At 63.8% G+C, this 26,134-nt stretch carries 25 protein-coding genes; 14 read left to right on the top strand and 11 right to left on the bottom strand.

Going from position 1 to position 26,134, the window contains the following annotated elements; all coding sequences use genetic code 11:
- The first annotated feature begins 16 nt into the window (after positions 1-16).
- The gene (locus L6444_RS21155; protein ID WP_236977040.1) at positions 17-1,027 is read left to right on the top strand and encodes a hypothetical protein; all 1,011 of its coding nucleotides are present in this window, start codon (positions 17-19) and stop codon (positions 1,025-1,027) included.
- Positions 1,028-1,088: 61 nt separating this feature from the next.
- On the opposite strand, the gene L6444_RS21150 is transcribed toward L6444_RS21155, so the two are convergent.
- The 3 genes from L6444_RS21150 to L6444_RS21140 are packed head-to-tail and all read right to left on the bottom strand — an operon-like array spanning position 1,089 to position 4,752.
- Entirely contained in the window at positions 1,089-2,060 is a 972-nt protein-coding gene (locus L6444_RS21150; protein WP_236977038.1) for a DUF7064 domain-containing protein, read from the bottom strand.
- Between the two features lie 17 nt (positions 2,061-2,077).
- Entirely contained in the window at positions 2,078-3,736 is a 1,659-nt protein-coding gene (locus L6444_RS21145) for a PEP-utilizing enzyme (RefSeq protein WP_236977036.1), read from the bottom strand.
- A complete protein-coding gene (locus L6444_RS21140; protein ID WP_236977034.1) occupies positions 3,736-4,752 on the bottom strand; it encodes a hypothetical protein in 1,017 nt (338 codons plus the stop codon). The genes L6444_RS21145 and L6444_RS21140 overlap by 1 nt, the downstream gene beginning before the upstream one ends.
- A 50-nt stretch (positions 4,753-4,802) precedes the next feature.
- Between L6444_RS21140 and L6444_RS21135 the strand changes: the two genes are divergently transcribed.
- Together L6444_RS21135 and L6444_RS21130 are read left to right on the top strand one after the other, a co-directional pair.
- The gene (locus tag L6444_RS21135; protein ID WP_309297899.1) at positions 4,803-5,507 is read left to right on the top strand and encodes a TetR/AcrR family transcriptional regulator; all 705 of its coding nucleotides are present in this window, start codon (positions 4,803-4,805) and stop codon (positions 5,505-5,507) included.
- A 70-nt stretch (positions 5,508-5,577) separates the two neighbouring features.
- On the top strand, positions 5,578-6,579 hold the full coding sequence (locus L6444_RS21130) for a hypothetical protein (RefSeq protein WP_236977030.1): 1,002 nt from the start codon (positions 5,578-5,580) through the stop codon (positions 6,577-6,579).
- An 11-nt stretch (positions 6,580-6,590) separates the two neighbouring features.
- Here L6444_RS21130 and L6444_RS21125 read toward each other — a convergent pair whose 3' ends face one another.
- On the bottom strand, positions 6,591-7,589 hold the full coding sequence (locus tag L6444_RS21125) for a spirocyclase AveC family protein (protein ID WP_236977028.1): 999 nt from the start codon (positions 7,587-7,589) through the stop codon (positions 6,591-6,593).
- Positions 7,590-8,011: 422 nt separating this feature from the next.
- The gene (locus tag L6444_RS21120; protein ID WP_236977025.1) at positions 8,012-9,508 is read right to left on the bottom strand and encodes a carotenoid oxygenase family protein; all 1,497 of its coding nucleotides are present in this window, start codon (positions 9,506-9,508) and stop codon (positions 8,012-8,014) included.
- 409 nt (positions 9,509-9,917) lie between these two features.
- Between L6444_RS21120 and L6444_RS21115 the strand changes: the two genes are divergently transcribed.
- Positions 9,918-10,451: a MarR family winged helix-turn-helix transcriptional regulator gene (locus L6444_RS21115; RefSeq protein ID WP_236977024.1), complete on the top strand. Its 534-nt coding sequence runs from the start codon at positions 9,918-9,920 to the stop codon at positions 10,449-10,451.
- A 20-nt stretch (positions 10,452-10,471) separates the two neighbouring features.
- On the opposite strand, the gene L6444_RS21110 is transcribed toward L6444_RS21115, so the two are convergent.
- Together L6444_RS21110 and L6444_RS21105 are read right to left on the bottom strand one after the other, a co-directional pair.
- Positions 10,472-11,113: a TetR/AcrR family transcriptional regulator gene (locus L6444_RS21110; RefSeq protein WP_236977023.1), complete on the bottom strand. Its 642-nt coding sequence runs from the start codon at positions 11,111-11,113 to the stop codon at positions 10,472-10,474.
- A 44-nt stretch (positions 11,114-11,157) separates the two neighbouring features.
- A complete protein-coding gene (locus L6444_RS21105; protein WP_236977022.1) occupies positions 11,158-11,880 on the bottom strand; it encodes an alpha/beta fold hydrolase in 723 nt (240 codons plus the stop codon).
- A gap of 248 nt (positions 11,881-12,128) precedes the next feature.
- Between L6444_RS21105 and L6444_RS21100 the strand changes: the two genes are divergently transcribed.
- Together L6444_RS21100 and L6444_RS21095 are read left to right on the top strand one after the other, a co-directional pair.
- On the top strand, positions 12,129-13,193 hold the full coding sequence (locus L6444_RS21100) for a spirocyclase AveC family protein (RefSeq protein ID WP_236977021.1): 1,065 nt from the start codon (positions 12,129-12,131) through the stop codon (positions 13,191-13,193).
- A gap of 60 nt (positions 13,194-13,253) precedes the next feature.
- On the top strand, positions 13,254-14,786 hold the full coding sequence (locus L6444_RS21095) for an AMP-binding protein (protein ID WP_236977020.1): 1,533 nt from the start codon (positions 13,254-13,256) through the stop codon (positions 14,784-14,786).
- On the opposite strand, the gene L6444_RS21090 is transcribed toward L6444_RS21095, so the two are convergent.
- Both L6444_RS21090 and L6444_RS21085 read right to left on the bottom strand, forming a co-directional pair.
- Positions 14,771-15,700, bottom strand: coding sequence for an acyl-CoA thioesterase (locus tag L6444_RS21090; protein WP_236977019.1), 930 nt, complete (start codon positions 15,698-15,700; stop codon positions 14,771-14,773). The genes L6444_RS21095 and L6444_RS21090 overlap by 16 nt on opposite strands.
- Before the next feature lie 11 nt (positions 15,701-15,711).
- Positions 15,712-16,542: a mycofactocin-coupled SDR family oxidoreductase gene (locus L6444_RS21085; protein ID WP_236977018.1), complete on the bottom strand. Its 831-nt coding sequence runs from the start codon at positions 16,540-16,542 to the stop codon at positions 15,712-15,714.
- Between the two features lie 512 nt (positions 16,543-17,054).
- Here L6444_RS21085 and L6444_RS21080 point away from each other — a divergent pair.
- From L6444_RS21080 to L6444_RS21060, 5 genes are all read left to right on the top strand, one after another.
- On the top strand, positions 17,055-17,837 hold the full coding sequence (locus L6444_RS21080) for a phytoene desaturase family protein (protein ID WP_236977017.1): 783 nt from the start codon (positions 17,055-17,057) through the stop codon (positions 17,835-17,837).
- A 308-nt stretch (positions 17,838-18,145) separates the two neighbouring features.
- The gene (locus L6444_RS21075) at positions 18,146-18,469 is read left to right on the top strand and encodes a glycosyltransferase family protein (protein WP_236977015.1); all 324 of its coding nucleotides are present in this window, start codon (positions 18,146-18,148) and stop codon (positions 18,467-18,469) included.
- Positions 18,466-18,651 (top strand): hypothetical protein, encoded by a 186-nt coding sequence (locus tag L6444_RS21070; RefSeq protein ID WP_236977013.1) that lies wholly within the window; start codon positions 18,466-18,468, stop codon positions 18,649-18,651. Before L6444_RS21075 ends, L6444_RS21070 begins: the two co-directional genes overlap by 4 nt.
- A 31-nt stretch (positions 18,652-18,682) precedes the next feature.
- Complete coding sequence (locus L6444_RS21065) at positions 18,683-21,460, top strand: PEP/pyruvate-binding domain-containing protein (RefSeq protein ID WP_236977012.1); 2,778 nt, start codon at positions 18,683-18,685, stop codon at positions 21,458-21,460.
- Between the two features lie 49 nt (positions 21,461-21,509).
- Positions 21,510-22,223, top strand: a complete 714-nt coding sequence (locus L6444_RS21060; protein WP_236977011.1) for a tyrosine-protein phosphatase — start codon at positions 21,510-21,512, stop codon at positions 22,221-22,223.
- Here L6444_RS21060 and L6444_RS21055 read toward each other — a convergent pair.
- Together L6444_RS21055 and L6444_RS21050 are read right to left on the bottom strand one after the other, a co-directional pair.
- The gene (locus L6444_RS21055; protein WP_236977010.1) at positions 22,216-22,857 is read right to left on the bottom strand and encodes a TetR/AcrR family transcriptional regulator; all 642 of its coding nucleotides are present in this window, start codon (positions 22,855-22,857) and stop codon (positions 22,216-22,218) included. The two genes, L6444_RS21060 and L6444_RS21055, sit on opposite strands and share 8 nt — an antisense overlap.
- Entirely contained in the window at positions 22,854-23,474 is a 621-nt protein-coding gene (locus tag L6444_RS21050; RefSeq protein WP_238304805.1) for a TetR/AcrR family transcriptional regulator, read from the bottom strand. Before L6444_RS21050 ends, L6444_RS21055 begins: the two co-directional genes overlap by 4 nt.
- Before the next feature lie 190 nt (positions 23,475-23,664).
- Here L6444_RS21050 and L6444_RS21045 point away from each other — a divergent pair, with 190 nt between their 5' ends.
- From L6444_RS21045 to L6444_RS21035, 3 genes are all read left to right on the top strand, one after another.
- Positions 23,665-24,078, top strand: a complete 414-nt coding sequence (locus L6444_RS21045) for a cytochrome P450 family protein (RefSeq protein WP_236977008.1) — start codon at positions 23,665-23,667, stop codon at positions 24,076-24,078.
- Positions 24,044-24,808, top strand: a complete 765-nt coding sequence (locus L6444_RS21040; RefSeq protein WP_236977007.1) for a cytochrome P450 — start codon at positions 24,044-24,046, stop codon at positions 24,806-24,808. Before L6444_RS21045 ends, L6444_RS21040 begins: the two co-directional genes overlap by 35 nt.
- A gap of 99 nt (positions 24,809-24,907) precedes the next feature.
- Positions 24,908-26,083 (top strand): acyl-CoA dehydrogenase family protein, encoded by a 1,176-nt coding sequence (locus L6444_RS21035; RefSeq protein ID WP_236977006.1) that lies wholly within the window; start codon positions 24,908-24,910, stop codon positions 26,081-26,083.
- Positions 26,084-26,134 lie beyond the last annotated feature (51 nt).

Below are 26,134 nucleotides of genomic sequence, written 5' to 3'. Positions count from 1 at the left end.
GGAAGGTTGAAGCAACATGGCGCGACAGACATTCGGGGACTTTGGGCACCGCGTGGTGGTGGGATCGTTCGATCCCAACCCGGCCCACATGCAGGTAGATCAGTCGTTGCACGGGTTGAACATCCAGGCGACTTGGCTCTACGGATTTCTGCGTGATGACGAGGACCTCACCTATGGCGTCGAGCGGAAGTTCGTTGGTTCCCTGACCAGCGGGGGATTCATCATGACGCAGGATGGTGACCCCGGCCAGGAACTCAACGTGCATAAGGACTCCGGCCGGTCGGCCCGCGGAGAACTGCGCCGGGTTATCGGCGGTGTCGAACGCAAGTGGTCGGATCCGGTGTTCCAGCGGCTGCCGAAAGGCACTCTCCCCGAAGGGGAACAGCCGATGACGCTGTACTGGAACGGTGCCAAACTGGCCTACGACGAGGGCGACATCCTGTCGATCGAAGGTCCGTCGGTTGGCAACGGAATGCAGTTCTTCGTGCCCTCGTTCCATGAGCCCTTGATCTACACCAGTACCTGCTACTGGACGAAGGGCACCATCCAGGGCAAGACCGTGCAAGGCCCGATGTGGTATGACAACGCCTACTGGCGCCATGGCCTGGAGTGGAAAGAATACGGCTACTTCAACGATCTGCAGATCATGTGGCAGGTGTTCTGTAACAAGTTTGATGACGGCACCTTCGAGTGGGGCCACCTCGTCAACGGTAAGGACGGCTTCACCCCGGGTGTCGTGATCCGCGGCACGGAGGTTGCGGCGATGACACCGACGGTCAGCGCGAAATTCGAGTTGGATTCCGCCGGGTGGCCGCTCGCGGCGGTCTATGACGTCGCCGGTGAGAAGTACGAATTCGAGGGTCCGGTCACCGGTCGCATGACGGAGTTCTCCGAATCCCGCTGGGCCAACTATCGCGCCCAGTACGGCCACCTGCGCAAGGTCGGCGACGACCGCAAGCTGGTTGCCGGCCTGTCCTGGCTGGAAGGGTTTGTGGACCGTCTCGTCGACGAAGGTCTCGACCGTTAGCAGGCGCCGCACCTGCGCGGCCACTTATGGACCGCTTATTGTCGTTGCGCCACTTGGTTGTTCACGATAGATAATCTTTGCGGCGCATGCTCCGCTCGACCTGACCATAGCCGACCGACCCGTCGGCGGCGGTGACCCGGGCCACGCATTCGGTGAGGATCAGCGTGTCCTCGGGCAGGTCCCAGCCGATCCCGTTGAGATTGTCGTTGCGGTCGGTGATCGTCACGGGGAGTGTGTGAATGATCTCGACGTCCAGCGTGGTGCTTTGGCCGTCGACACTGTCGATCCGAAGTTGGAACGAGTGCGGTCCGCCGACGAGATCGGTGAGATTCGGCATATCGACGGCGACGATCTTTGATTCCGCACTGTCAGTGAACACCGCGCCGGCCACCATCTGCTGCTCTCCATCGTGTCCTCGCACCGCCATGGCGTGCACCGACATGTCGGGGAGAACAGCATTGACGAAGACATGGCTGCCCACACCCGCGAACGAGCGTGGTCCGCTGGAGTGGTCGATGTAGCCGACTCCGTCGAGCTCGAGCGACGTGCCCTCGAATGTCACTGTGCCGGTGGTGGTGTAGGTCTGTTGCGTGTGTCGGGATGCCCACGCCTCGCCGTTGCCATGGCCGCCGAACGGATCGAACGGTGGAGCCGCGGCCTCGGCCGACAGCTCGACGCGAAATGGCACGGCGATCCCTGCGCCCGCGGTCTTCTCGGCGAGTTCGGCAGTTGTGCACAGTTCCCCAGCACCGTCGAATGCGAGCGAAAAGCGTTGGAATTCCTCATCGGTGCTGAGCCGAAGGTTGCCGTCGAGCACGAGAGGACCCTGACCGGTACGGCACCAGGATCGGCTCACGATGAGACGCCCGCCGGGTAGGTAGACGTTCGTCTGCACCCACCAGAGATCGAGGTCTTCGCGGCAACGACCGACATGCAGCCACAGGCCGCACTGCGATTCCGGGCTCCAGGTACCGATCCAGCGTGTCTCGCTCCATCCGTCGATCTCGGGAAAAGTGGGATGGTTGGCGTCCATTGAGTGGATCTCCTAGGTCACGGAAAGCTGGATGCGTCATCGAGCTGGTGTCGGTTGTCAGCCAGTACCTGCACTGTCGCCGTGGCACCGTCGACAAGGATCTGGTCACCGTCGCAAATGACAGTGGTGCCGTTGCCGGTGCCGATCACGTAGGGGATGCCCAGTTCCCGAGCCACCACGGCACCGTGGCTCGACGCCGATCCGACGTCGATGACCAGTGCACTGGCGGTCCCGAACAGTGGCGCCCAGCTCGGATCGGTGTATCGGCACACCAGAATGTCGCCCGGCTCCAGTTCGACGTCGTCATTGGGATCGAGCACCACACGGGCCCGGCCCTGTACCGTCCCACCGCCACCGGCGACGCCTTTGGCGGCCTCGACAGGCTGGTCATTTCGGGCTGGCGCAGCGGACGCGACGGTGGCCGGCATTCCAGTGAAACTCACTGGGAGGTCGATGCTCGCGTAGCGGGAGCGTTGGTCCCGTCGATAGGCGATCAGCTCCTTGGCGTCACACAGTCGCCCGTTGGCGAGATCGTGATGCTCGCTGATGGTGAGAAAGAACGCGTCGTCGACGTCGTCGATGAGTTGCTGCGCCACCAGTTGCCGCCCGAGGTCGCGTGCGGCAGCTCGGGCGCCGTCGAGTGCCCGGAGGTACGACGCTTTGGTCAGCTCCAGATTTCGGATCAGGTTGGCTGCGCGGCGCAGTGCAAATCGCAGCGCGAGCCGCCGGAGACGGGGAAGTTCAGCCAGGACACGGGTTTCAGTTTCAATTCGGGTGCGCATCGCGTCGCGTTCGCGGTCGCGGGCCCGGGGCATATCTACGCGAGTGCGGTAGGCGGACACCAACGCGTGTACCCGTTCGGGTTGTTCCCGCCAAGATTTCGTGTAGACGTTGCCTTCGTTCGGTCCGTGAAATCCGTACTCGGCCAGGAAAGCCTCGATCGTCATTTCGTCGCGGCTCACTCGCCAGATATCGTCTGCCAGCGTGGTTTCGGCGACATTGCCGAAGCCGCTCAACAGGTTTCGCGTCTGTTCCGGGCCGGCGCCGGACGCCGGAGCGGCAATTGCGGTAACCGCACCGACTGCCACCGGAACGAGGAACCGGACACGGGAGTGAAGGTTCATGGCTTCGGCGAATTTGCTGCGGGACATCTCCAGACGCTGCAAAGGCGAAGCGTGAGAGGCATTGCCGAGTACGTCCTCACGCCACCATTGACGGTTGCGGGTGTGCATGGCGCACACTAGGGCGTTGGTGCGCAGCATCGCCGCCGGCAGGCGTACCGCGATGACGGGCAGCCGCCGACCGGCCCCTGGTTCTGGGGGTAGACCCGGACGGACGCTGCCGAGGAGGTCCCGCTCGACGTCGTCGGGGCTGACTCCGGGGAGCCGGCCCATGACGGTCCGGATCACCGCGACATTTGCTACTTGACGGCCGTAAATGGCTGCGGTGGAGCGCTTGTTGGGATCGGCGTGGATCGCGGTTTCGCGGCGGGACAACAGTCCGAAGTCGAACATCGATTGCAGCCAAGCGCGTTCCAGGCCGTCACTCCAGATGTCCCAGCACAGTGGTGACAACAGATCGGGCGTGGCCTCGGCCACATTGGTAGTGGTCCAGAAGCGTTCTGGCTCACTGACTCCCGCTACGGGATCGGTGAACCGACGTCCCGAGAGGGTCATCAATTGGTACGGCTGTCGGCGGGAATGCGATCGGCGAAGTACTCGAACCACCCGTAGCTGAAGGTCGGTGTGCGAGGGTCGCCTCGACGGGTGGTCGACCCGGCTTGCGACCCGTAGCCGCCCCAGCGGGAACTGGCGAATTCGTCCATCCAGCCGGTCTTGTCGCCACGGAACTCCCATATTACACCGCCGGTCGCCATTGTCGAGCTGTCGACATGGCCGCCCGCGTCGAATACGTAGTGCTGGGCGTGCTCGGTGGCGGCGGTCAGTACGGTGCCCTCACCGTCGAGGTCTTCGACGACGACCGCGCAGGACAGGCCCCGCTTGCCGTTGACGATCATTCCCCACTGCATCGCGCCGTCCTCGAGGAGGTTGCCGAACGCATTGAAGCTGATCTCCAGGTCGGCATAGAACGCGAACTCCTTCGGTTCGATGCCGTGTGGCCAAAAACCCTGTTCCAAGACCACGATTCCGCGCGCCGGTCTACCCAGAATCGTGCCTTCAGCTCGGTGCGGGACTTGCGAATAGAACCACGGCTGGTCGGGCATCGGGGCGAATGCCTGCACGCCCAGTGCCCCGGTCTGGCCTTCCAAATGCAGGATGTCACCTTCGTCCCAGGTGACCCGGCTGTCGGTGAGGTCGATGGTCAGCGGCGCCTCATCGGCAGGTGCCACCCCTGGTGCGAGGCGTTGCATGACGGGTTCGGCCCAGCGGCGCTGGTTGGCAGTCGAGCTGCGGCGCAGTTCTCCCCGTGCACTGCGCCTGGTGGCCGGCAGCACTTGAAGTGAACCGTGCTCGGTCGACATCACGTAACAACCACCGGTCATCGAGCCCATGAACTTTCGTTCCACCACATAGGAATTGCCGGTGTCGTCCTGGAGAAATCCGTAGATGTACTGCACCTGCATGCCGAGCCCGTAATAGGTCTTCGTCGGCAGCATCGACGCCACCGTGGGCCGAAACGCACCGACCACCGTGCGGTAGTCGAAGTCAGCGAAGGGGCTGAACTCGGACATCGGGGCATTCTCCTGTCCGCACGAGCCGCATACGCGGGACTCACCTGACGGTGGATGGGCGGTCACCCGATCACTTACGATACAGACATAGAATATCCGTATCAATAGGGTCTTCTGCGCGGCGGGTTGGGTTTGGCAGACTGATAACCGTGGCTCAACCCAATCCGATTCGGCGACGCTCCCCGGATGGCGTGCGCGAGCGTGTACTCAATGCGGCCCGAGTGTGCTTCCGGCGCAGCGGCGTAATGGCCACGCGGATGGATGAAATCGCCGACGAGGCCCAGTTGTTGCGCCCCAACCTGTACCGCTACTTCCCCAGTCGAGAGGCGTTGATTGCCGCGGCTCTGGAGCGGGAAATCGAGATCACCAATGGCATCCGGCGGGAGAAGATTCCGCTGGACGGCCCCGTGGCGGGGGTGTTGGTGGAGTCGCTGGTGCTCGGTTATGAGATTCACCGCACCGAAGAAATGACGCAGTTGGTGGTCGTGAAGGAGATGGTCGAGATCACCGCCTCGATAGTCGCCGGCGACGAGTTGATCATGTCCGCGGAGAGTGACTATTGGTATCCCGTACTGAGCTACGGCCGTTCGCGCGGCGAAATCAACGACCGCCTCAGCGATGAGCGCATAATCCGTTGGTTCCTGGCGTCGCAGGTGCAACTGTCCACCCGCACCGAGTTGCTCGACCATGTAGCCCGTGACGCTCGCGAGTTCTTCGCCGATTTCATCGTTCCGCCCGTGCTGTCGCGGCCGTAGAGTTCTCGCCGCTGTCGGCGCCGACATGTTGACCTAATGATACGCAGATAATATTCTTGTATCACTTTGGTTGCGTGACGCGGCGCCCACGCTCGTCAACCAGCCTGCCCGCGCAAAGGAGCTGATTGCCATGACGGCAAGCGCGTCCTGGGTCAATCCCGTTCCCGTGCCTGACTTTTCAATCACTCTCGGTGCTACCACGAGCACTGTGGTGACGTGGATCTGCGTGGTCACCGCGGCTGCCTGCGTGATCGCCGCCGTCGGGGAAATCTTGCTCAAGCGCACCGCGGTACTGCTGTTCTGCTGTATCGGTGGCATCTTCTGCAACGCCATCGAGCCGTTCTGGGATGTCATGGGCCACCTGAACTTCAATCGTGGCAACACCGTTGTCTTTCAAGCGTTCGCCCAGACCGCGTTCCCGGTGGACTATCCCTTGTGGGCGGTGCTGCTCTACATCCAGTTCGGCGGATTCCAGTGTTGGGTCTTCTATTTGATGCTCAAACGCGGCGCCGGCCGCCGGACGTTCTGGATGGTGGCAGGGTGGCAGGTCATCGTCAATGGGCTCATCGAGATACCACTCATCAATGCCAAGGTCTACCAGTACTACGGCGATCAGCCCTTCCGGCTGTTCGGGTTCCCGCTGTGGTGGGTCTTCACGAATTTTGGTGAGCTACTCGGCGCCGTCGTGCTGTACCTGCTGATCAAGAGATTCGGCAATAAGGCTGCCGCTGCTGCAATCTTCATCGTGCCGGCGGCATTCGGGGCATGGGAGCTATGGGCGGGCTGGCCCGTCTATGCCGCTCTCAACTTCGACACGTCGTCGGCGGTGAAACACTTCGCAGCGCTCGTTTCCGCGGCTATCACGATGCTGACCCTCTGGACTTTCGCGAAGTTCATGCCCGTGCTGCAGTCACTACCGGACTGGCACTGCAAGCAATTCGGGGGCCGGCGAGCCGGGACGAGGTGGGTGTTTCCGCCGGCTGACGTCAGCGCTGTCAGCAATTGCGCAAGGCCAATCGGCCTCAATTGGCAAACGGGAACTGAGCCGGGAGTTGGGTGTGGGGCGGGATGACGGCCTTGCCGTCAGGTGTGAGGTAGCCCGACCCCCCCACCTGAGCCGGTGTTGTCGTTGCGGCTCAACGGAACACCCGGGCCCGGGCAGGCGCGATCCGTGCCCTGGCCGCACAATCCGTCGGTGAAGTATGACCTTTCCAGGAGGTCGCGCTGCCATTCTTTGGAGTGGGTCCCGATCCAGTAGTTCGGCACGTTGTAGGTGAGGAACAACGCCACGTGTACGCCGGCCAGGACCGCGAGTGCGCGAACCACCGCCTGGCTGCGGTCGGACAACCGGAGATTCTCGGCGCCGCGCTCGACCAGCGTCTGGCCACGGTCATTGCGGAAGTATCGTAGGCAGGCAACGGCGGTGAAGGTCGCCGAGACGGTGACCACCTCGTTGAGCGGGAAGGCATGGTAGGTCCCGCTGAAGATCGAGAAGCCGCGTCCGCCAGGGTATTCCCAAATGCCGAGGGGCATGAATATCACGCCCTCGAGGATGATGTCGAAACCGACCATGGCGACGAAGCAGCAGACGATCAGTCCGAGGGTGCCGATCTGTGGCCACCTGGCTTTCGCCCGCCGCATCACCGCGCAACCCAGGAACATGGTGATGACGAAAACGTAGACGTACAACCCCGGCATGATCAGAATCGGCTCGACCACCATGGCGCCGGGCTTTCCGTTGGACAGCCAACCCGGGACGCTGTGCACCCACGAGCCGTAGTTGAAGGTCCACGAGTTGTAGGTGAACCAGTGGCCGCCGTAGGCCGACAACGGATCTTGAAACCATAGCGTCGAGAAGGCGAGCACCAGCATGCCGTCCAGGGTCAGCCGGCGTTGCCGGACGATTGGGCGCACCACGAACCACCCAATCAGGATCAGCCCGACCGGAATCGACACGGCCTGGAAGAAGACCATCGCCACTTTCATGTAGGTCGGTGGATCGTTGGGGCCGGTGGGCACCCGTTGAAAGAACGGGCCGGTCACCCAATCGATCAACACGTAGGCGATGAAGGCAACGATCAACGCTTCCGAGGCCGGCCCACCACTTCACCGGAACCAGACGGTGCGGTTCCTGCGAGAGATCGTTCACATTCCCCGAGCCCGCCGAGGGCCGAGCTTTGGTGGCTGTGGCGCGGGTTGACATCATGAATTCGATACTGAGACGTCATGTACCAAATTGTCAATGTAATGTCGAAGAAATTGCAGCTCAGCAGTGATGAGTACGCGCCCCACCGCACCGCTCGGACAACCTGCCGCGACCGGGCGGCGCTGTCCGGGCCAGGCAGGAGGGGTTCGTCCCGCATAGCCTGAACCTGTCACGCCGTCCTACGGAAACGACCGTTCGGGTCGAATGGAGTTCGCCCCCCTGCGAGCTCCCCGATCCCGCGTGACGCCGCCACCCGTCGGGTTTCCGGCGAGTAGCGGCGTCACGGGTGATCATTGCCTCAGCGGAAGTCCATCCAATGTCCGTGCGGGGTCCAACCCATGTGGAACGGCAGTTCGATCTTGCAGATCGGGCCGGCGGTGATGTCGTCGGTATCGAAGATCTGGAATTCGCCACGCCGATCGGCCCACCACGACACCGGCACGATGATGTAGCCGTCGCCCTCGGGAGCGTCGATGCTGCGCGGTGCGAACGACGCTTCCAGGACCGCGGCCAGCTCGCCCGGACCACGGATCTGGTAGATCTCCTCGGTGAGCTTGTCCACGTCGTTGCGGATGAGGCTGTCCATGCGCATGCCGCGCTTCTTGGGCTGGCCGCCGATCTGGAACCCGTAGCGGTGTCCCTTGCCGTAGAAGCGTTGGTCGACCTTGCAGATTTCGGACGGCAGCTCGGAGAGTTGCTCGGCCTTGGTGACGCCGGTGGTGAGGTTGACGGTCCAGCGTCCCAGGTAGCTTGCGGCGTTGCTGAAGAACAACGCAGCCTGGTCGCCTTCTTTGAACTCGTTTTCCATCGGGAACGGCGGCGTGTTGAAGATGGGTGCGTCCAGGACGAGCTGGTCTCCCTTGACGTTGGCCGTCATCGTATGCATGACGTATTGCGCGGGCAGTTCGGTCTTGACCCAACGGATCTCGCCCTGCAGATCGTGCCGCGGGATCAGCGCGATGGTGATCGGCAATTCCGGCTCCCAGCCGAAGACCGCGTACCCCTTGCTATTCCGCTTCAAGTCGATGATGAACGGCTGGAAAGGCATGACCACCCACTCGGGTGTGAGCCAGATATCATGTGCCACCGTGTTGTACGGGGCATCCCACAGGTCGCGGGATTCCACCGTCCCGTTCGGGTGTACGTATTTCATCGACACATAGGGCGCGGTGTCGCTGTATGACCACCCGTAGAGAATGCCCGTGTCCTCATCCCATTTCGGGTGAGCGCAGAAGGTGCCGTCGCCGAAGCACACCGGCTCGTGCGGGCCTCGGGACAATTCCGGTGCCCACGGTACGATTCCCTTGGTCTCCAACGTGATCGGATCGATGATCTGGGGTGGGGCGCCCAGTTCGCCCGAAACAATCAGCTCGCCGGCGAACGGAAAGATGTTGATGCTGGCCGTGCCCTGCGGGGTGTGGGCGTTTTCGGTCGTGCGCAACACCTCGCCGTAGCCATAGTCGCGGTAATCGCCGAACCCACCGTCGGAGTACTCGAACATCCCGCGGCCGTACCTGTCTTCGAGCATGTATTTCGGCGTGCGAACCCAGCGGTTCCGAAAGTCGGCGCGGCCGTTCTCGAACACCAGTCCCTGCACCATGCCGTCCATCGCCAGCAGCGGCGTTGTGCCCTGGCTGGTCGGCCGCTTCCAGCATGGCCCGGTGCGGTAAATCCCACCGGAGAGATCGCGGGGGATCTCACCGTGGGTGACGATGCACTCCTCGACGGTGGCCTCGAAGCGCATCGGTTGGAACGGCCCCTTGGTGGTGACCGTGTCGGGAATGGAGTAACCCATTTTCAGCTCCCTGGTTCTTGTTCTGGGCAGCAGCGCTTACGCGAGGGCTGCGGTACCGGAGATGTTAGCGCCGAAACCTCAACTTGTAAACGAGCACTTACGTAGTCTACACGGCGCAGGCCGGTGGCGGTCGGCGGTGGGGTCGGCGCCGCCGGAAGTGGCTGGGGAAGTGCGATGTGACATACATTAAGCTGCAGTTCTTCTGCGCGCCTCAATGCTGGCGACGTGCGCCATTCTAGTTCGGCATAGCACAAGACTGCTGGACCACGTCGGCGATACGTAAACGATCGTTACCCCGTGGAGTCCGGCCCGGGTCGGGGGGGCGAATTGGGGCGAGTGGCGCGCGGCGGGGCAGGACACACCCGCTGACGCGGCGCCCGGGTGCCCGAGCGGCAGCTCATAATCGGACATGGCCACTGACCACCCGCCGACTCGAGCGATCACCGTCGAGCAGTATCGGGAACTGTTGGCCAGCCGCCTGCGCGCGGACGGTGTCGTCGGCGTGGACGCCGCCGAGCACGCCGAACTGGTGTTCAACCTGACCCGCCTGCACCATCGACTGGCTCGCGATTTCGAGGGAATGCATCGCCGGCGGGGCTGGACCTGGGCCGGCTTTCGCATCATGAATGTGTTGTGGGCAGTGGGTCCCGCCGAATTGCGCGATATCGCACGCCTTTCGGGAGCGTCCCGGGCCGCTGTCTCCAGCGCGCTGAACACACTTGAACGCGATGGGCTGGTGCTCCGCAGCCGTGACAGCGCCGACCGTCGACTGGTCCGAATCGAGTTGACCGAGCACGGTGCTGCCGCCTTGCGCGAGGCGATGCGTGAGCAGGGGGACCGGGAACGTGCCTGGTTCGCCGAACTCCAACCCGCTGAACAGCAACGGCTGAGCGAGCTACTCGCCGCACTGGCCGACCGCAAGACACCATCGGGCATGCGATGAACGCCGCGGCCCTTGTCCGGTCAGGGTCGGCCGGGAGCCAGCGTTGCGGCGACGATTCGATCGACGGCCCGCATCGTCCGCCGGGTTCGTTCTTCGTCGGAGTAGAAGCCGATGTCCATGGCCAAGCCCCACAACAGATCCATGCACACCTGCGTGGTGGCTTCGGTGTCCATCTCGGCGTCGATCTCACCGGTCCGTGCCGCAGCAGCGAGCAGGTCGCCGACGTAACGGCGCACGGAGTCGATTGGCAGCAGCGCTTTTTCGCGGAGCTCCGGGTGAGTGATGGCGTCGGCGGTCGAGATGACGAAGAACCGGACGAATGTCTCGTCGGTTTGGCTGAATCCGACCGCGCTTTCGAACACCGCCATGACGCGTCGATGCGCGGAGCCGGTCACACCGTTGGCGTCGGCAAGGATCTTGTCGGCCACAACATCGCGGACCGATGCCAGCGCGGCGGCGTAGAGCTCGATCTTGCCCGAGTAGTAATTGGCCACCGCGTTGCGGGTGATGCCGGCTTCCTCGGCGATCTGTTTGAGGCTGGCTCGCTCGTAACCGGTGGAGGCGAACACCTGCCGGGCAGCGTGCAGGATTTTCTGCCGTGTCTCGGCGCCGTCTGCGCCTAACGGTCGGCCTGGCCGGCGGCGGCCGACGGGAGAGGTCACCGGAAAGACTCTACGAGCCGGCGCTGGGCTTTCGCTCACCGCGATCAGCGCGGGCCGTCGACGCCACTGGCAAGCAAATGTTCGACCAGCTTGTCCGGAACCGAGAGAAACGGCGAATGATCCCCGCCCAGGTCGACGAGTCGGGCGTCGGCCGCGGTGCTCATTTTCTGCTGAAACCACCACGGCAACACGCGATCGTGACGACCGCCCAGGTAGACCTTCGGCACCGATCCGAAACCCTCGGCGGTTATGCGCAAGGGCGTGGTCACCAAGCCCAGCGGCTCGGGGCACAGTTGGCCGGCGGCCCACTCGGCGTCCGCGGGTGTGCAGCGGTTGTAGAAGCCTTCGACGACGAGCTCTGGCGCCACCGCAAACGCGCTGCCGTCTGGCTCGAAGGTGAGTGCCCCCGGGCGGGCGAACAACCAGTCCTCGCCGATGCTCTGCATCTTCGGCAGCGGAGCCTCGCCGTCCTCGACCAGCAACGCATTGACCAGTATCAGTCCCGTGACCGCATCGGGTCGCTGCTCCACGAACTGGCTGACGACCACTCCGCCCAGACTGTGCCCGACCAGCACCACTGGGGGTCCGGCGCGGTCTACAGCGGCGGCGACGGCGTCGAGGTACGCACTGAGCTCGGGCCGGCTCCCCGGCCGGCGCCCCGGCAGGTCGACCGTCACCACCGCGTGACGCTCGCTGAGCGGACCGACGATCCGCTGCCAGCACCAGGCGCCGTGTAGCCCGCCGTGGACGAGGACGAACGTCGTCATAACCACACCCTTATCCCACGCACCGCCAAACGATGTTCGGTTATTTGGTGAGTTACCGTGCCAGGCAGGGCGGCCCAGGTCAAGCGTCTCGGAGCAGTCTGGGCGCGAATTCGCCGCTCTGGGCCCCCTTCCTAACCAAACGTCGTTCAAATAGAGTGGGTCTGCGGCCGATTGAACCGCTTGCCTTGGAGCGCAGCGGAGCTCACAGCGATGGTTGCCGACGTGGAAGGCGCCCTATGTCAAGCGGTTTGGACAAGCTGGATGTGATGCACCCGGCGGCTCACTCGGTTCGTCGTGAGATAGTGCCCGCGACCAGAGCGGGTTGGCGCTGGCAGCATTACCTGGCCGTGATCGCGGGGTTATTCCTGGTCTGGGGTGGGTGGACGATCGGGGCCTGGTTGGCGGCGGGCCCTCGGCCGGTGACCGCCTATCGAGATCCCACGGCGTCCACCTACACGATCGCGAAGGCCTACGAAATTGTCGCCGTGCTGCTGGTTCTGGGCGTGGGTACTTATGTCGTTCGCGGGTGTCTGCGACAACGGCGCTTCACCTTCGACGCGCAGCTCTGCATTGCCGGGCTGTTGGCGTACTGGCTCGATCCGTTCTACAACTTCTTCGTTCCGATGAACCTGTACAGCTCGAACTTCGTGAACGTGGGCAGCTGGTGCAGTCATGCGCCATTCGTGCTCAACAAGGCGTGTGGCGGCTCGCCCGAGCCGATCCTGGTCATCGGCAGTATCTACCTGGTGGGGTTTCTGGTCTGCGCAATGTTGGGGTGTCGGCTGCTGCGGGCGGTCAAAAACCGGTATCCGGGCGCCTCGATGGCGCGGGGCTTGATTGCGCTTGCGGTTTTCGCCATCGTCGCCGACCTGTTGATCGATGGTGTCTCGAGCCAGTTGAATCTGTGGAATCAGTTCATCCCCGCCGGCCTCAATATCGCCAATGCCGTGCGTCCCTTCCCGGCGACCCTGCCGCTGTCGGCGATACTGTTTTTCGGGGCCCCGACCCTGGCTCGATACTTGCGTGACGACCGAGGGAGAACGATCTTCGAGCGCGGGCTCGATCACCTGCGGCCGCGCAGCCGCAAAGCCCTGTCGTTTCTGTCCTTGGTTGGCTACATGCAGTTGATGGTGGCGGTGACCATTCTGCTCACCATCGCCCCGGTGGGGCTGTACGCCAACAACTCGCCGACCTACCCAGCCCATATCCTCAACGGGCAGTGCGACATTGGCCCGGTACAAGGCAGCGCCTACGGTCCATGCCCGGGTACCCCGGGCTTCACGGCGCCGCTACGGCGTCTGCCGCATCCCTAGCTGACAGAGCAGGGCCCGCAACTTTAATCACGGTTAAGGCGGAGATCGGAGTGCAGATTGGTGTTTGCCGCAACTGACTGGGTGGCCTACCACGCGCGGCACCGTGGTGGGTCCCTTGCACTCGGATGCGCGGAGGACGGCCGGCGAACAACGTGGGCACAGCTGGAGGATCGGGTCGCCGGCGCGGCCGCTACCTTGCGCGAACTCGGCGTCGGGCCCGGCGACCGGGTGGCATTGGTGAGCGAGAACGACCCGCGCGTGTTCGAGGTCCAGTTCGCCTGCATGCGCCTCGGCGCGCTCTTCGTGCCGCTCAACTGGCGACTGCACGTCAGCGAAATTCAGGACATCTGCCTCGACGCCCGGCCGGGTGTCATCGTGCACGACGAACGCTGGGCAGAGGTCGCGGACGCCGCTGCCGTGAAAACCGGTATCGCCCAGCGGCTGTCGTTCGGCCGGGAGCACAATCGGACCGATTACGAGTCGGCCATTTCGACGGTGAACCCGCTGCGTGCCGGCGGCGCGATCCCGATGGACCAGCCCACGCACATTCTGTACACGTCGGGGACGACCGGGCGGCCCAAAGGTGCTTTGTCGACCAATGCGACGCTGGTGTGGCAGGCTCTCAACACCGCCCACACCACCGGGTACTCACAGCCCGGATGCCATCAACTCAATCCGATGCCGTTGTTTCACGCGGGCGGCCTGAACGTGATGGCCAATTCGATCCTGTACTTCGGCGGCGCGGTCACCACCATGGCCCGCTTCGATCCCGATGCCGTTCTGCACCAGATGGTGAACCAGGACCCGCCGATCACCCACTTCGCCGCCATCCCGATGTTCTATCAGCGCATCGCCGAAACGGCCGACTTTGCGGCGGCGGACCTGTCGCGGATGCGCCATGGGATCATCGCCGGCGCAATCGCATCGCCAGAGTTGTTGCAGCTGTGGGCAGACCGTGGTTTCCCGCTTCAGCCTCAGTACGGTGGAACCGAAATGGGTCCGATGGCAACAGCTCTGGACGACGAAGCGAACAATCTTGCCTATGCGAAGAATGGTTCAACCGGGCGTGCCGCGCTGCATACGCGGATAAGGCTGGTCGACTCGGCAGGCAAGGACGTCGAGGACGGTGTTACGGGCGAAATCTGGTTGCGGGGTCCAAGTGTCACCGTCGGATATTGGGATCGCGACAACGCCGATTACTTCACCGACGACGGCTGGTTTCGGACCGGAGATTCGGCATACCGAGACGGCGACGGCTTCTACTACCCGGTTGGGCGTGTGAAGGAGATGTTCAAGTCCGGCGGGGAGAACATCTACCCGGCCGAAGTCGAACAGGTGCTCGCGCTGCATCCCGATGTCCGTGATGTCGGTGTTGTGGGGGTGGCCGACGACCAGTGGGGTGAGGTGGGCCTGGCCGTGGTGGTGCCCGAAGCCGGGGTGGTGGTTACCCTGACGGATTTGAATGCCTTTGCGGCACAACGTCTGGCGCGCTACAAGCTGCCCAAGCGGCTGGTACTGGTCGAGGAACTTCCTCGTAATGTCACCGGCAAGTTATCCCGCGAGCAGCTCAAACAGGATCATTGGGACAGTTGAGCGTTCTCGGCCTTGCGCGGCGTCACGAATACCATCTCCTGGGCGACGCTCGCCACGAGCCGACTTGCCCGGGAGCGTAATTCGCCGCGGCAGTACGCGCGGTAGCCGTGCGCGATGGGCGCGAACTGCTCGAGCAGCAGCCAATCGTCCAGGCGGGCTGGACGGTGGAACCAGACCGAATGATTGAGCGTCGCTCCCAGCAGGGTCGTGTGGCTGACCATGTCGAGCCACGCTATCCCGGTCGGAAAGTATACCGGCTCGAACATGGGCAGATCCGTGGCGAATACCACGGCCGCGACGTCGGCCCCGGGAAGCTGCCGCGGATAGTCAATAGCCTTCAGCCAGATGCGGTTTCGCGGTGGAGCAACCGAATCGCTCCACGGCACGTGGTCGACGTATCGCAGGTCGACCGGCCACTGCGGGCCGGCTTGAACGGGAATGTCGGTCCCGTATCGGTCCGCCAGTGCTGCCCGGCGCGAGGGCAGCGTATCGGGGTCGGGCGCCGGGTCGACATGGTCACCGTGGTCCGCCGCCCATTCATGTTCGATCGATGCCTGGCTGTCGCTCGAGGCCGCGGTGTGAAACGAGACGACGGTGGTGGCCAGCATTCGTCCGTCCTGCCGCGCGGTGACCACCCGGGTGGACATCGAACGGGAATCACGGACCCGGTCGACGTCGTAGCTGATGGCACGCGTGTCGTCGCCGGCGTGCAGGAACGAGGTCTGCGACGAATGCGGCACTCGAGTGTTGTCGACCGTTGCGGCTGCGGCGAGCAGGCTCTGCGCCCCAACCTGGCCGCCGTAGAGACGCGGCAGACCCGAACAGACCGGTGCGGCGTGATAGCTATCGGCCGCGGCCTCCTGCAGGGCGAAAACCGTTGGCCACCAAGGTACGGCGTCGGCGGAATTCGGCACTGACTCAGGTATCAGCGGGCGGTTGCACCGGCGTCGACGGGGATGGCCGCGCCGGTGATGTACCGGGCTTCGTCAGAGACCAACCAGGCGACCGCGTTGGAGATGTCTTCGGCCTGGATGAGTTGCACGGGAAGGATATTGGTCATCGCCTCGAACAGCTCGGGCACCTCGGGTGCGGCACCCAGGAACGCTTCGTTGTTCACCATGGGAGTGTCGGCCCCGGTGGGGTGCAAGGAGTTCACCCGGATGTTGTAGCTGCCCAACGCGTTCGCGTAGGCGCGCATCAACCCTACGACGCCGTGCTTGGCCGCGGTGTAGCCCAGCATCCCGTACGTCTTGGACCGCAGGCTACGTGTGGTCCCCTTCAGGCCCGCCGCCGAGCTGGTGATGACCACGGCGCCACCCTGGTTCTGGTCGACCAGCGTCGGGATGGCCGCTTCGATGGTGTGGACCACCCCGGTGAGCATGACGTCGATGCAGTCGTGCCAGGCTTGGATCACCTTTGAGGTGGGGCCGAGTACCGGCATGATGCCTGCGTTGGCGATCACGATGTCCACCCGGCCGAACTCCGCCAATCCCTCGTCGAAGACTTTGTTGACCGCCGCCTCGTCGCGAACGTCGGCTTTGGCGGCCACGATTCGACGACCGAGCCCTCGGACCAGTTCGACGGTTTGGGCGAGTTCTTCCTCGGTGCCCAGCGGGTAGGGGACCGAGTCCAGCTGTTCGCAGATGTCGAACGTGACGATGTCGGCACCCTCCTTGGCCAATCGCACGGAGTGTGAGCGCCCCTGGCCTCGTGCTCCACCGCTGATGAAGGCAACTTTGCCGTCCAACGCTCCCATTTGGATCTCCTGTTCGACGCGACGCATGCGCATTAACCGATCATTGTTAGATAACGTAGTGCCGCCCCGAGGCCTTGTAAACAACTTTTCGCAGACTGCAAACGGTTATCTCGTGGTGGTACCGCCCGGTGCTGCGCGATGCCTATCCGGGTCCCGGCCGGCCGAGGGTTCAACCGGTGGCGCCGTCCTGGCGTCCGATGCGCACCGCGCAGCCATCGAGATCGCTGAGTGCTCGGTTGTTGCAAGAGTTGGCCCGGTGAGCCGGGCTGTGTGCGCCATGCCGCGGCACGCGTGAAGACAGCCGCCGTGCCGCGGCATCGCCGCGACTTGCTTATGTTGTGCTGCAAAGCTTTAACGCCTGATGGAACTCCGGTCGACGTCGTCTGCACATCCTGTCAGAACCGCACAACTCACTGGCCGATGCCGAGTTCGCTGTCGGAGCTGCTCGAATTTGCAGACTTATTGTAGTGACAGAGTGTTTGATATAAAGTCGCACGAACGAGAGGAGTGACATGACCGAACGCAATGCCGACGTGGTCGTCGTCGGGTCAGGACACAACGGATTGGTGGCCGCCTGTTATCTGGCCAAGGCGGGACTGGACGTGCTCGTACTGGAGGCGCACCACACTCCCGGCGGCATGACGGCCACCAATCCGATGCCCGAGGCGCCGGAGCACTTCGCCAACGACGCGTCCATCCAGCCGTCGCTCTTCCGCACGACGCCGATCTCGCGCGAGCTGGGCTTGGAGAGTAAATACGGGCTGCGCATGAGAGTGATCGACCCGCCGCACGTGCACATGCAAGAGGACGGTAGCTCGTTGGCTCTCTGGCGTGATCCCCGCAAGACCGCCGATGAGCTCAGCTACTTTTCACCGCGCGACGCCGCGGAGTACCTCGAGATGTTCGAAACCATCCGTGCCGCAGTCGATATCGGCTTGCCTTTCATGATGGCAAACCCGTTGCGACCCGGAATCCAGACGATCCTCAAAATGCTGAAGGCGACCGGCGTCCACCGACGCCGACTCGCCGCGATCGGCCGTTGGGCCGCAGGCTCTTTCAGTGAGACTCTCGACGAGACATTCGAATCCGACATCATCAAGGCGCAGCTGGCGATCAATCTGCCTTTCACACCATTCGCCACAGACGGCGGCGGCTGGGGAATGATCTACCTCGGCATCATGAGCAAATACGGTACCGCCATGTTCGAGGGCGGCACCGGCAACTTCCCCCCGAGCGCTGATCGAGTGCCTCAACGACTTTCGAGGCCGGGTGCGGTGTTCGGCGGAGGTGGATGAACTGATCGTGCATGGCGGTCGAGTGACGGGCGTGCGCCTCGTGGATGGTGAGGAGGTCTACGCGCGACGTGGCGTGTTGACCGCATGCAGCCCCAAGACCACTTTGACGCGGTTGCTGCCCCGGGGTGTGCTGCCGTGGAAAATGCAGGCGCGTGCGGACAACATCCCCACCCGAGTTCGGGGTATCGCGGACTTCAAGATGGACGTGGCGGTGAAAGGTCGCCTGGACACCTCTCGACACGAGCGTTGGCGGGGGGGACGGAGTCGATTTGCGGCTGGGCGCAAATTCATTCAATACGTGGCAAGAGGTGCTGGGTGCCGAGCGGGCCTGCCGGCGAGGAGACATTCCAGAACACGTGTGCGGTCTGGGGCAGGTCACCACTGCGATGGCTCCCGAACTGGCGCCGAAGGGACACGACACGTTCTGGATGTGGTGCGGGCTCACACCAGCTGACCCCGACGCTGATTGGGACACCGTGCGGGCACAACTGCAGAACGCCGCGATCAAACACGTCGACAAGTTCTACGTCGGCGTCGACGAACTCCGGATCGGTGTTCGCACTTTGGTTTTGCCCGATATCGAAGACCGCTTCCACGCAATCGACGGCAGTGTCTATCACGTCGTCCGGTGATCACCCGATTCGGGCCGCGGAAGCCGGCACCTGGGTTCGCCGGCTATTCCACCCCGGTGCCAGGCCTGTTCCTCACCGGCTCGGGGACTCATCCGGTCGCGGGCATCAGCGGCCTGCCCGGCAGGAACGCCGCCAACACCATGCTGCGCGTATTCAAGAAGGAATCCGGGCGCACCAGCTAGACGCCGCACTACTCAGACAAGGAACGAAGTCATGAGCCACATCCTCGATTTCTCCGATCACGCCGCGTTGTTCCAAGAGCAGACGGGCGGCAAAGGAGTCAACCTGAGTCGGCTGTTTCAAGCAGGCTTTCCGGTGCCACCAGGCTTCTGTGTCACCGCGGATGCCTACCGCTGCTTCATGGCCGCCGACGGTCTGACCGAGCGGATCGTCGAGCTGGTCGCAGAGCTTTGCTACGACGATCCGGACGCCCTTGATCGCCAAACCGCCGCGATCAGGCAGTTCATTGTGGCCGCTCCGATGCCCGCTGAGATTTCGACGCAAATCGCAACGGCCTACGCGGGTTTGGGGGACGGAGCATTCGTAGCGGTGCGCTCCTCGGGGACCGCGGAGGATCTGGCCGACGCGTCGTTCGCCGGACAGCACGACACGTATCTCGACGTAGTGGGCGCCGAGGAGGTCATCGATGCGGTGCGCCGGTGTTGGGCATCGCTGTGGACCACGCGCGCAACCGGGTATCGCAAGCACCACGACTTCGACCATGCCGCGGTGGCGATCGCGGTTGTGGTCCAGAAGATGGTCACCTCCGAGGTCTCGGGGGTGATGTTCACCGGCAACCCGTTGACCACAGCGACGGACGAGACGGTCATCAACGCGACATGGGGGCTGGGCGAGGCGTTGGTGCAAGGCATCATCACACCGGACCAGTTCGTCGTGCAGGTACCGCAATACACCGTGGTCGAAGAGTTGCTCGGAGCCAAGGAATCCCGGATCGTACGCGACCGCAGCCAGGGTCGCGGCGTGATCGAGCAGGACGTGCCCGCGCAGGAGCGGGCTCGCGCCAGTCTGAACTCTCGGCAGATCGTCGACCTCGCGCGTCTCGGCCAGACGGTGCAGGAGTACTACGGCGGCTACCCGCAGGACATCGAATGGGCCATCGAAGGCGGCACCTTGTACCTACTGCAGTCCCGACCCGTCACCGGAGTCGACTTCACCTGGGATGCGGATGTCGATCGGGGCCATCTGCAGGCTGCGGCTGTCGACACCGTCTGGACCCGCGCCTACGCGGACGCGATCATGACCGGGTCGCCCGGTGCGCTGCAGTACGCCTGCCGGACCCCACAGTTCTCCAACCGGCACATGCGCCGCATGTGGGAGATCTTTGGTTTTCCGGATCTCGCCGAGATGCGAGCATTCAAGTACTGGAAGGGCCAGTGGTACTTCAACGTTGACACCGAACGCCTGCCGATCGAGCGACTAGTGCCCCCCGCGCTTCGACCGATGTTCCTGGACTTCATCCCGCCGACGATGCACGAGCAGGTGCTCAACGCGCCGTTCGACAAGGCCACCCTGGCACGCGCGCTCATGCGCTGGCACATGCTGGACCCGGACACCACACCCGGCCAGTTCCCCCGGACGTTCGAAGCATGGCGAGCCCGCACCGATTACGAAGGCAAGACGACCGAGGAACTCCGCACGCTCAACGACGAAGAACTCGTCTCGTACTGTCAGCACATCACCGCTCTCGAAGGTGAGTGGGGCGACTGCATCTTCCTGCCGTACTTCTTCACCCTGCGTTTCGCAATGGCGGGCCTGGCGTGGATGCTCAGCACCTGGTACGACGGCGCCGATCCCATGGCGACGTTCGCCACGCTGGTCGCGGGAGCCACCCGCCGGACCGACACGCAGCGCGAGAACTCCGAATTGCTGGAACTCGTCACGATGATCCGTCGGTCGCCAGCACTATCAAAAGCCTTGCAGGAGAACGAAGACCGTGCATTTTTCGAGCACTGCCACACCTTTCTCGAGGGGCGGCATTTCCTCGAGCACTACGACCGGTGGATCGCCAACTGGGGTTTCCGCGGACAGGCGGATCGGGACTTCCTGCACCCGCGTCGAGCCGATGACCCAACCCTGGATTACCGCGCGTTCAAGCTCATGCTCAACGCCGACGCCGACCACGATCCCCAAGCCGCGGAGCGAGCGCTGGCGCGACAGCGCGAGGAAACATTCCAGCAGGTCATCACCAACGTTGCCACCAAGCCGGACGGCCAATTCAAGGTCGAGATACTCAAGGCCGTGCTCCCGCTGTGTCACGAGTATCTGATCATCCGCGATAACGAGCGTTGTCGTCCGACCGATGTGCTGATGTACGCCTGGAAGCGCGGCTTCGACGAGATCGGCCGGCGACTCTTCGAACGCGGCATGATCGAAGATCCCCGAGACCACAACTGCCTGTCCGAGATCGAGCTGTACCAGTTCTTCCGTGGCCTGGAAGAACGGCCAGACCTGCTGAAAGTCAAGATCGCTGCCCGCCGCCGGCATATCGACGCGGCACTGCGCAAAGAGGCGGACCCACCGAAATACCTCATCCGCAACCGAGCGGTCGATCTCGATCATCCGCGGGCCGAGGGCCAAGATGGCGTCTACGTGGGCACCGCAACGAGCCCAGGCACCTACACCGGAATTGCCAGGGTGGTGCGCGACCACAGCGAGATGGGCCGGGTCCGGCCCGGCGAGGTATTGGTCACGCACTCAACCGATCCCGGCTGGAATCCTGTTTTCACCGTGATCAAAGCTGTCGTGGTGGAGACCGGTGGAATGCTCTCGCACGCCTCGTGCCTGGCGCGCGAGATAGGGTTTCCTGCTGTGTACCTGCCCGAGGCGATGAAGCTGATCGAAGACGGTGCCACCATCACCGTCGACGGAAACACCGGTTCGGTAATCGTGGGCGACGAGGGCGCATCGGGTTTACCGCCCGCCCCCGACGCGCACAGCCCGACCCTTGTCGAGGTTGGCGGGAGTGCTTGAGAAGCCTAATCGGGTGAGGCCGCAGTCCGCGGATACCGGCAGTCGTGAGGTGCGCCTCGAGATCGACGGCACCTTCAATCTGCGTGACGTCGGGGGGTTGCCGGTACAAGGGGGCGGACGCCTCCGTTGCAACCTCCTGTACCGCAGCGACGCGATTGACGCGATCAGCGAGGCGGGGCGCCGATCGCTGCGAGACCTCAACCTTCGAACCGTGATCGACCTGCGGGAGCCCCGGGAGCGGCGAGAGGCGCCACCGGATCTGGGCAATGGCGTTCGGTGTGAACAGATTCCGATTCTGCGTGATCGCCTGACATACGGCCACCTCGCGGACATCGCAGATTTGTACGCCGCCGTCATCGGCGTCGCCGGACCAGAATTCGCGGCGGTGATCGAATGCTTGAGCCGTCCCGACGCGCTACCAGCCCTCGTCCATTGCACGGCCGGCAAGGATCGCACCGGAATGGCCGTCGGGCTGCTGCTGGCAGCCATCGGCGTACCCGATTCGGCAGTTGCAGACGACTACGCCGTCACCGAAGTCAACCTCGGAGAGGAGGCGAGGGCCAGGGTGCTCCAGCGCGCGATCGAGGCTGGAATACCCGCTCAACAGTTAGCTGTCATGATGGGCAGCCCGCCCCAGCTGATGATGGACGTACTCGACCAGGTGCGGGCCGCCAACGGCACGGTCGCGGCGTATCTCACACGGCACGGGTTGGATACTGATGCGCTGGTGCGCCTTCGGCGCACGCTCGTGGAATTCAATTAGGGCGATAAAGCGTATTCCAGACGATGTTGGTCAGCGAGTCCGCGACCTTTCGCAAATTCGACGGGCGCGCGTCTTGGACCAGCTGATCGACCCCCCGCTCCAGTAACCATCCCAGCCAGCCCGAGATCACCACAGGGTCCAGCGAATCGTCCACCGAACCCGCGGACTGTGCGGCCGAGATGACCGCTCCCAGTTCGTCGATCGACTGACTCCGCAGGGCGTCGACTGATCCCCGCGCAATCGGATCGGTGACCGCGCACGCGTGCATAGCGCGGGAAACCATGATGTGTTTGGCGCGATACCGAACGAATTCGCCGAGGATGAGTCTCATCTGGTGTCGCTCGATGAAGCCGGTCTCGTCCCACCACTTGGCCACGATCTGCTTGCCGTCAGCGACGATTCGGGCGTATGCGGAAAAGAGCAGGTCGCCGAGGTCCTCGAAGTACATGTAGAACCGGGTCCGTGACATGCCGGTCTGGGCCGCCAGGCGCTCCACGCTGATCTTGGTGAAGGGTTCTCCGGATTCCAGTAGTTCCTGCATCGCGCGCAGTAGATCATCCCGCGTTTGATCGCGTTTACGGCGGCGGCGGCCGTGCTCACGTCGGTCCACCGGCCCCGGGCCCTTTGCGATCATGGCTCGCAGTTTTCACGGAGCGTGCGCCAGAAGATCTCGGTGAGTCCCTCGGCCAGGGCGTCGAGTTCGTGTGCTCCTGCGCCGGCCACCATCTTCGCCAGACCACGTTCGCTCATCCACATCAACAGGGTCGACGTGGTGGCGGCGTCCAGGCTGCGGTCAATGGCGCCAGACGCCTGGCCTGACCTGATGTACGACGCGACCGCGCTGGCGCCGCGTGTCATCAGCCCGACGAACTCGCGTTCCGCGCTGCCGCCCGGCGGCGGCTCGTCGATTGCGGCCATAATCACGCGATGCGCCCGATATCTGGCGAAGATTCCGTCGATACCGCGGCGCAGATCGGCTTTGGAGCCGTCTGGCCGAATGGCGAACCACGGTTGCAGCAGCTCGTCGAGGACGGAGCCCGCCAAGTCGCGCAGCAACGCGTCCTTATCGTCGAAGTACGAGTAGAAAGTCGAGCGCGTCACGCCCGCCTCGTTGATCAACCTCTCAACGCTCATGTCGCCGTAGGCGAAGCCCTGGTTGTGCAACACCTCGACTGCGGCGAGTAACTTCTCCCGAAGGGCGGCCTTCCGGCGCGCTCGTAGCGCTGCCGTGTTGCGGGTCCGCTGCGCCATTGGAAGAGTTTATCCAGCTAGAACCCGGGAAGGATCCGACATCCCGTCAACACATGATGTCTGATTCCACTGGTCGGCCGCTTGCAGACATTGACTAACCAAACAATGATGGATTAGTGTGCGACGATATGGGCGAGGCGCAGGCCGAATCCGAGACGGCGGCCGCGGCGATTCTGCCGCACTACAACATGTGGGATCCCGGGCACACGAGAAGGCCAAGTGGGATGTGTTCGCCTACGCGCGGCGGAATTGTCCAGTGGCCCATACCGATGCCGACGGCGGCGGCCAATACGTCGTGACCCGATACGAAGACGTTCGCCGGGTCCTGGAAGACCCGCAGACCTTCTCGTCTGCCGGTGTCTCACCGCGCCCATCGCCGGTACAACTCAACCCGCTCGACGCTGATCCCCCCTATCAGGTGGAACTGCGCAAGCTCCTCAACCCGCTGTTCACCCGTAACTTTTTGCTCCGGTTCGAACCCGAACTGCGCAAGAACGCCGTCGACCTGATCGGGCGCTTCATCGACAACGGGCGGTGCGACTTCATTCGGGAGTTCGCCGGGTCCGTTCGTGGGCAACGCCTTGTCCAGGGTCGTCTTCAATGAAGAGGACCCCGAGAAGATGGACCGGGCGGCCGACGTCGTGATCCGGGTTGCTGTCGAGGCCACCGACGAGGCATTCTTCGAACTCGCCATGCTCGCAGGGCAATACATCGCCGAGCGGGAGGCGAACCCGGTCGAGCGCACCGATGTGCTGAACGCGATCGCGACCGGCGTCCTCGAATCCGGCAGGCCCTTGACCGACGTCGAACGACTCGGTGTCGTCACCGTGCTATTCCTGGGTGGCCTCGACACCACCCGTGGTGCGATGGGCTCGATCGCCTATCACCTGGCCAAGGATCCCGAACTCGAACAGCGCCTTCGTGATCCGGCCTGGATTCGACAGGACATGGACGAGTTCATCCGCCTGGAGTCGCCGGTGGGCTGTCTGGGGAGAAGGGCGACCCGGGATGTCGAACTCGGCGGTGTGAAGATTCGGCAGGGCGAGCAGTTGCTGATCCGCTTCGATTCGGCGAATCGCGACGAGGCACGGTTCGAGGATGCCGCACGCTTGCGGTTCGATGTGCGGCGCCCCAGCTCCGCCGGCTTCGGACTGGGAATCCATCGCTGCCTGGGTTCGCATTTCGCCCGCATCCAGATTGCGATCGCCTTCGACGAGCTGTTCAAGCGGGTGACGAAGTTGCGGTTTGCCGATCCCGACGCCGAAGTGCGTTGGGCCCCAGGCATTGCCAACGGTCCGGAGCGGCTGGATCTGCTGTTCGACAAGATCGGTTGAGCAGACGATGCCGGTAACCCCGCTTCCGCCATCGTCGGCAGAACTGAACCAGCCGAGCGCTGGGATCGGCGGGACCGACGCGACTGAGACGAGGAACAGGTGAGCTTCATACCGGGTGAGGAAGCCGAGCAACTGCGCGCAGTCGTGCGCGAATTCCTCGCCAAACGCTCCGATGAGGCCGCGGTACGCGCCCAGATGGAGAGCGAGCGCGGCTACGACCCGACCGTGTGGCGTCAAGCCGCCGACGAGTTGGGCCTGCCCGGTTTGGTAGCGCCGGCACGGTACGGCGGCGCCGAGGCGAGTGCGATCGAGCTAGGCGTGGTGTTCGAGGAGATGGGCGCAGCACTGTTCTGCGGTCCGTTCCTGGCGACAGTGGGCTTGGCAGTCACCGCGCTTGTCGAACTCGGCGACGAGGATGCCGCGGCACGCTACCTACCCGGCATTGTGGCCGGAGATACCGTCGCGGCACTGGTCTGGTCGGGGCCGTCCCCGGGAGCCAGCACGCTGACCGCGTGCGAGCAGGGCGACGGCTGGACCGTCTCGGGCACCGCCGACATCGTCGTCGACGGCGGCGCTGCCGATCTGCTGCTGGTGGTCGCTCGCAGTCCGGCGGGCTGCTGCCTGCTGGCCGTCGAAGGCGGTGCACCCGGGCTCAGCCGCACACCGCTGGTCGCAATGGATTCCACGCGCAGGCTTGCCGCTGTGAATCTCGACCGGTGTCCGGCGCGGTTGCTGGGTTCGGACGGCGGCGCCAGCGACGCGCTGCGCGACACCGCCGATCTGGCCGCTTTATACCTGGCCGCCGAACAACTCGGCGGGGCGGCCCGCGTGCTGGAAATGGCGGTGGCCCACGCCCGCACCAGATACCAATTCGGAAGGCCCATCGGGTCTTTCGGGCCCATCAAGCACCGCTGTGCCGATATGCTCGTCGACGTCGAGTCGGCCCGATCAGTGGTTTATCACGGACTGTGGACCGCCGTGCACGACCGGGACAACCTGGCCCTGTCGGCGAGCCTGGCCCGTGCGGTGTGCTCGGATGCCTACAGCAAGCTGGCGGCGCACAACATTCAAATCCATGGTGGCATCGGGTTCACCTGGGAACATCCCGCGCACTTGTATCTCAAGCGGGCGAAAAGCTCTGCCCTGCTTTTTCGGTTCGGCAACCGCTCATCGGGCGCGGTTGGCCGAGATGGTGGCCACTGTGGCACCGGTGCCTGTTACCGCGCGGCGCGCTGCCGAGGACCAGCCTACCGGCGGAGAGCCGATCGAGGCTGAGATAGCGCAGTTCCTGCGCGACCACCCGGTTGCCCAGCCCGACGATGCCGC

This window comes from Mycobacterium kiyosense (assembly GCA_021654635.1).
GTDB classification, from domain to species: Bacteria; Actinomycetota; Actinomycetes; order Mycobacteriales; family Mycobacteriaceae; genus Mycobacterium; species Mycobacterium kiyosense.
The sequence above is the reverse complement of the archived record's forward strand: the minus strand, read 5'-3'. Positions and strand labels throughout refer to the sequence as shown.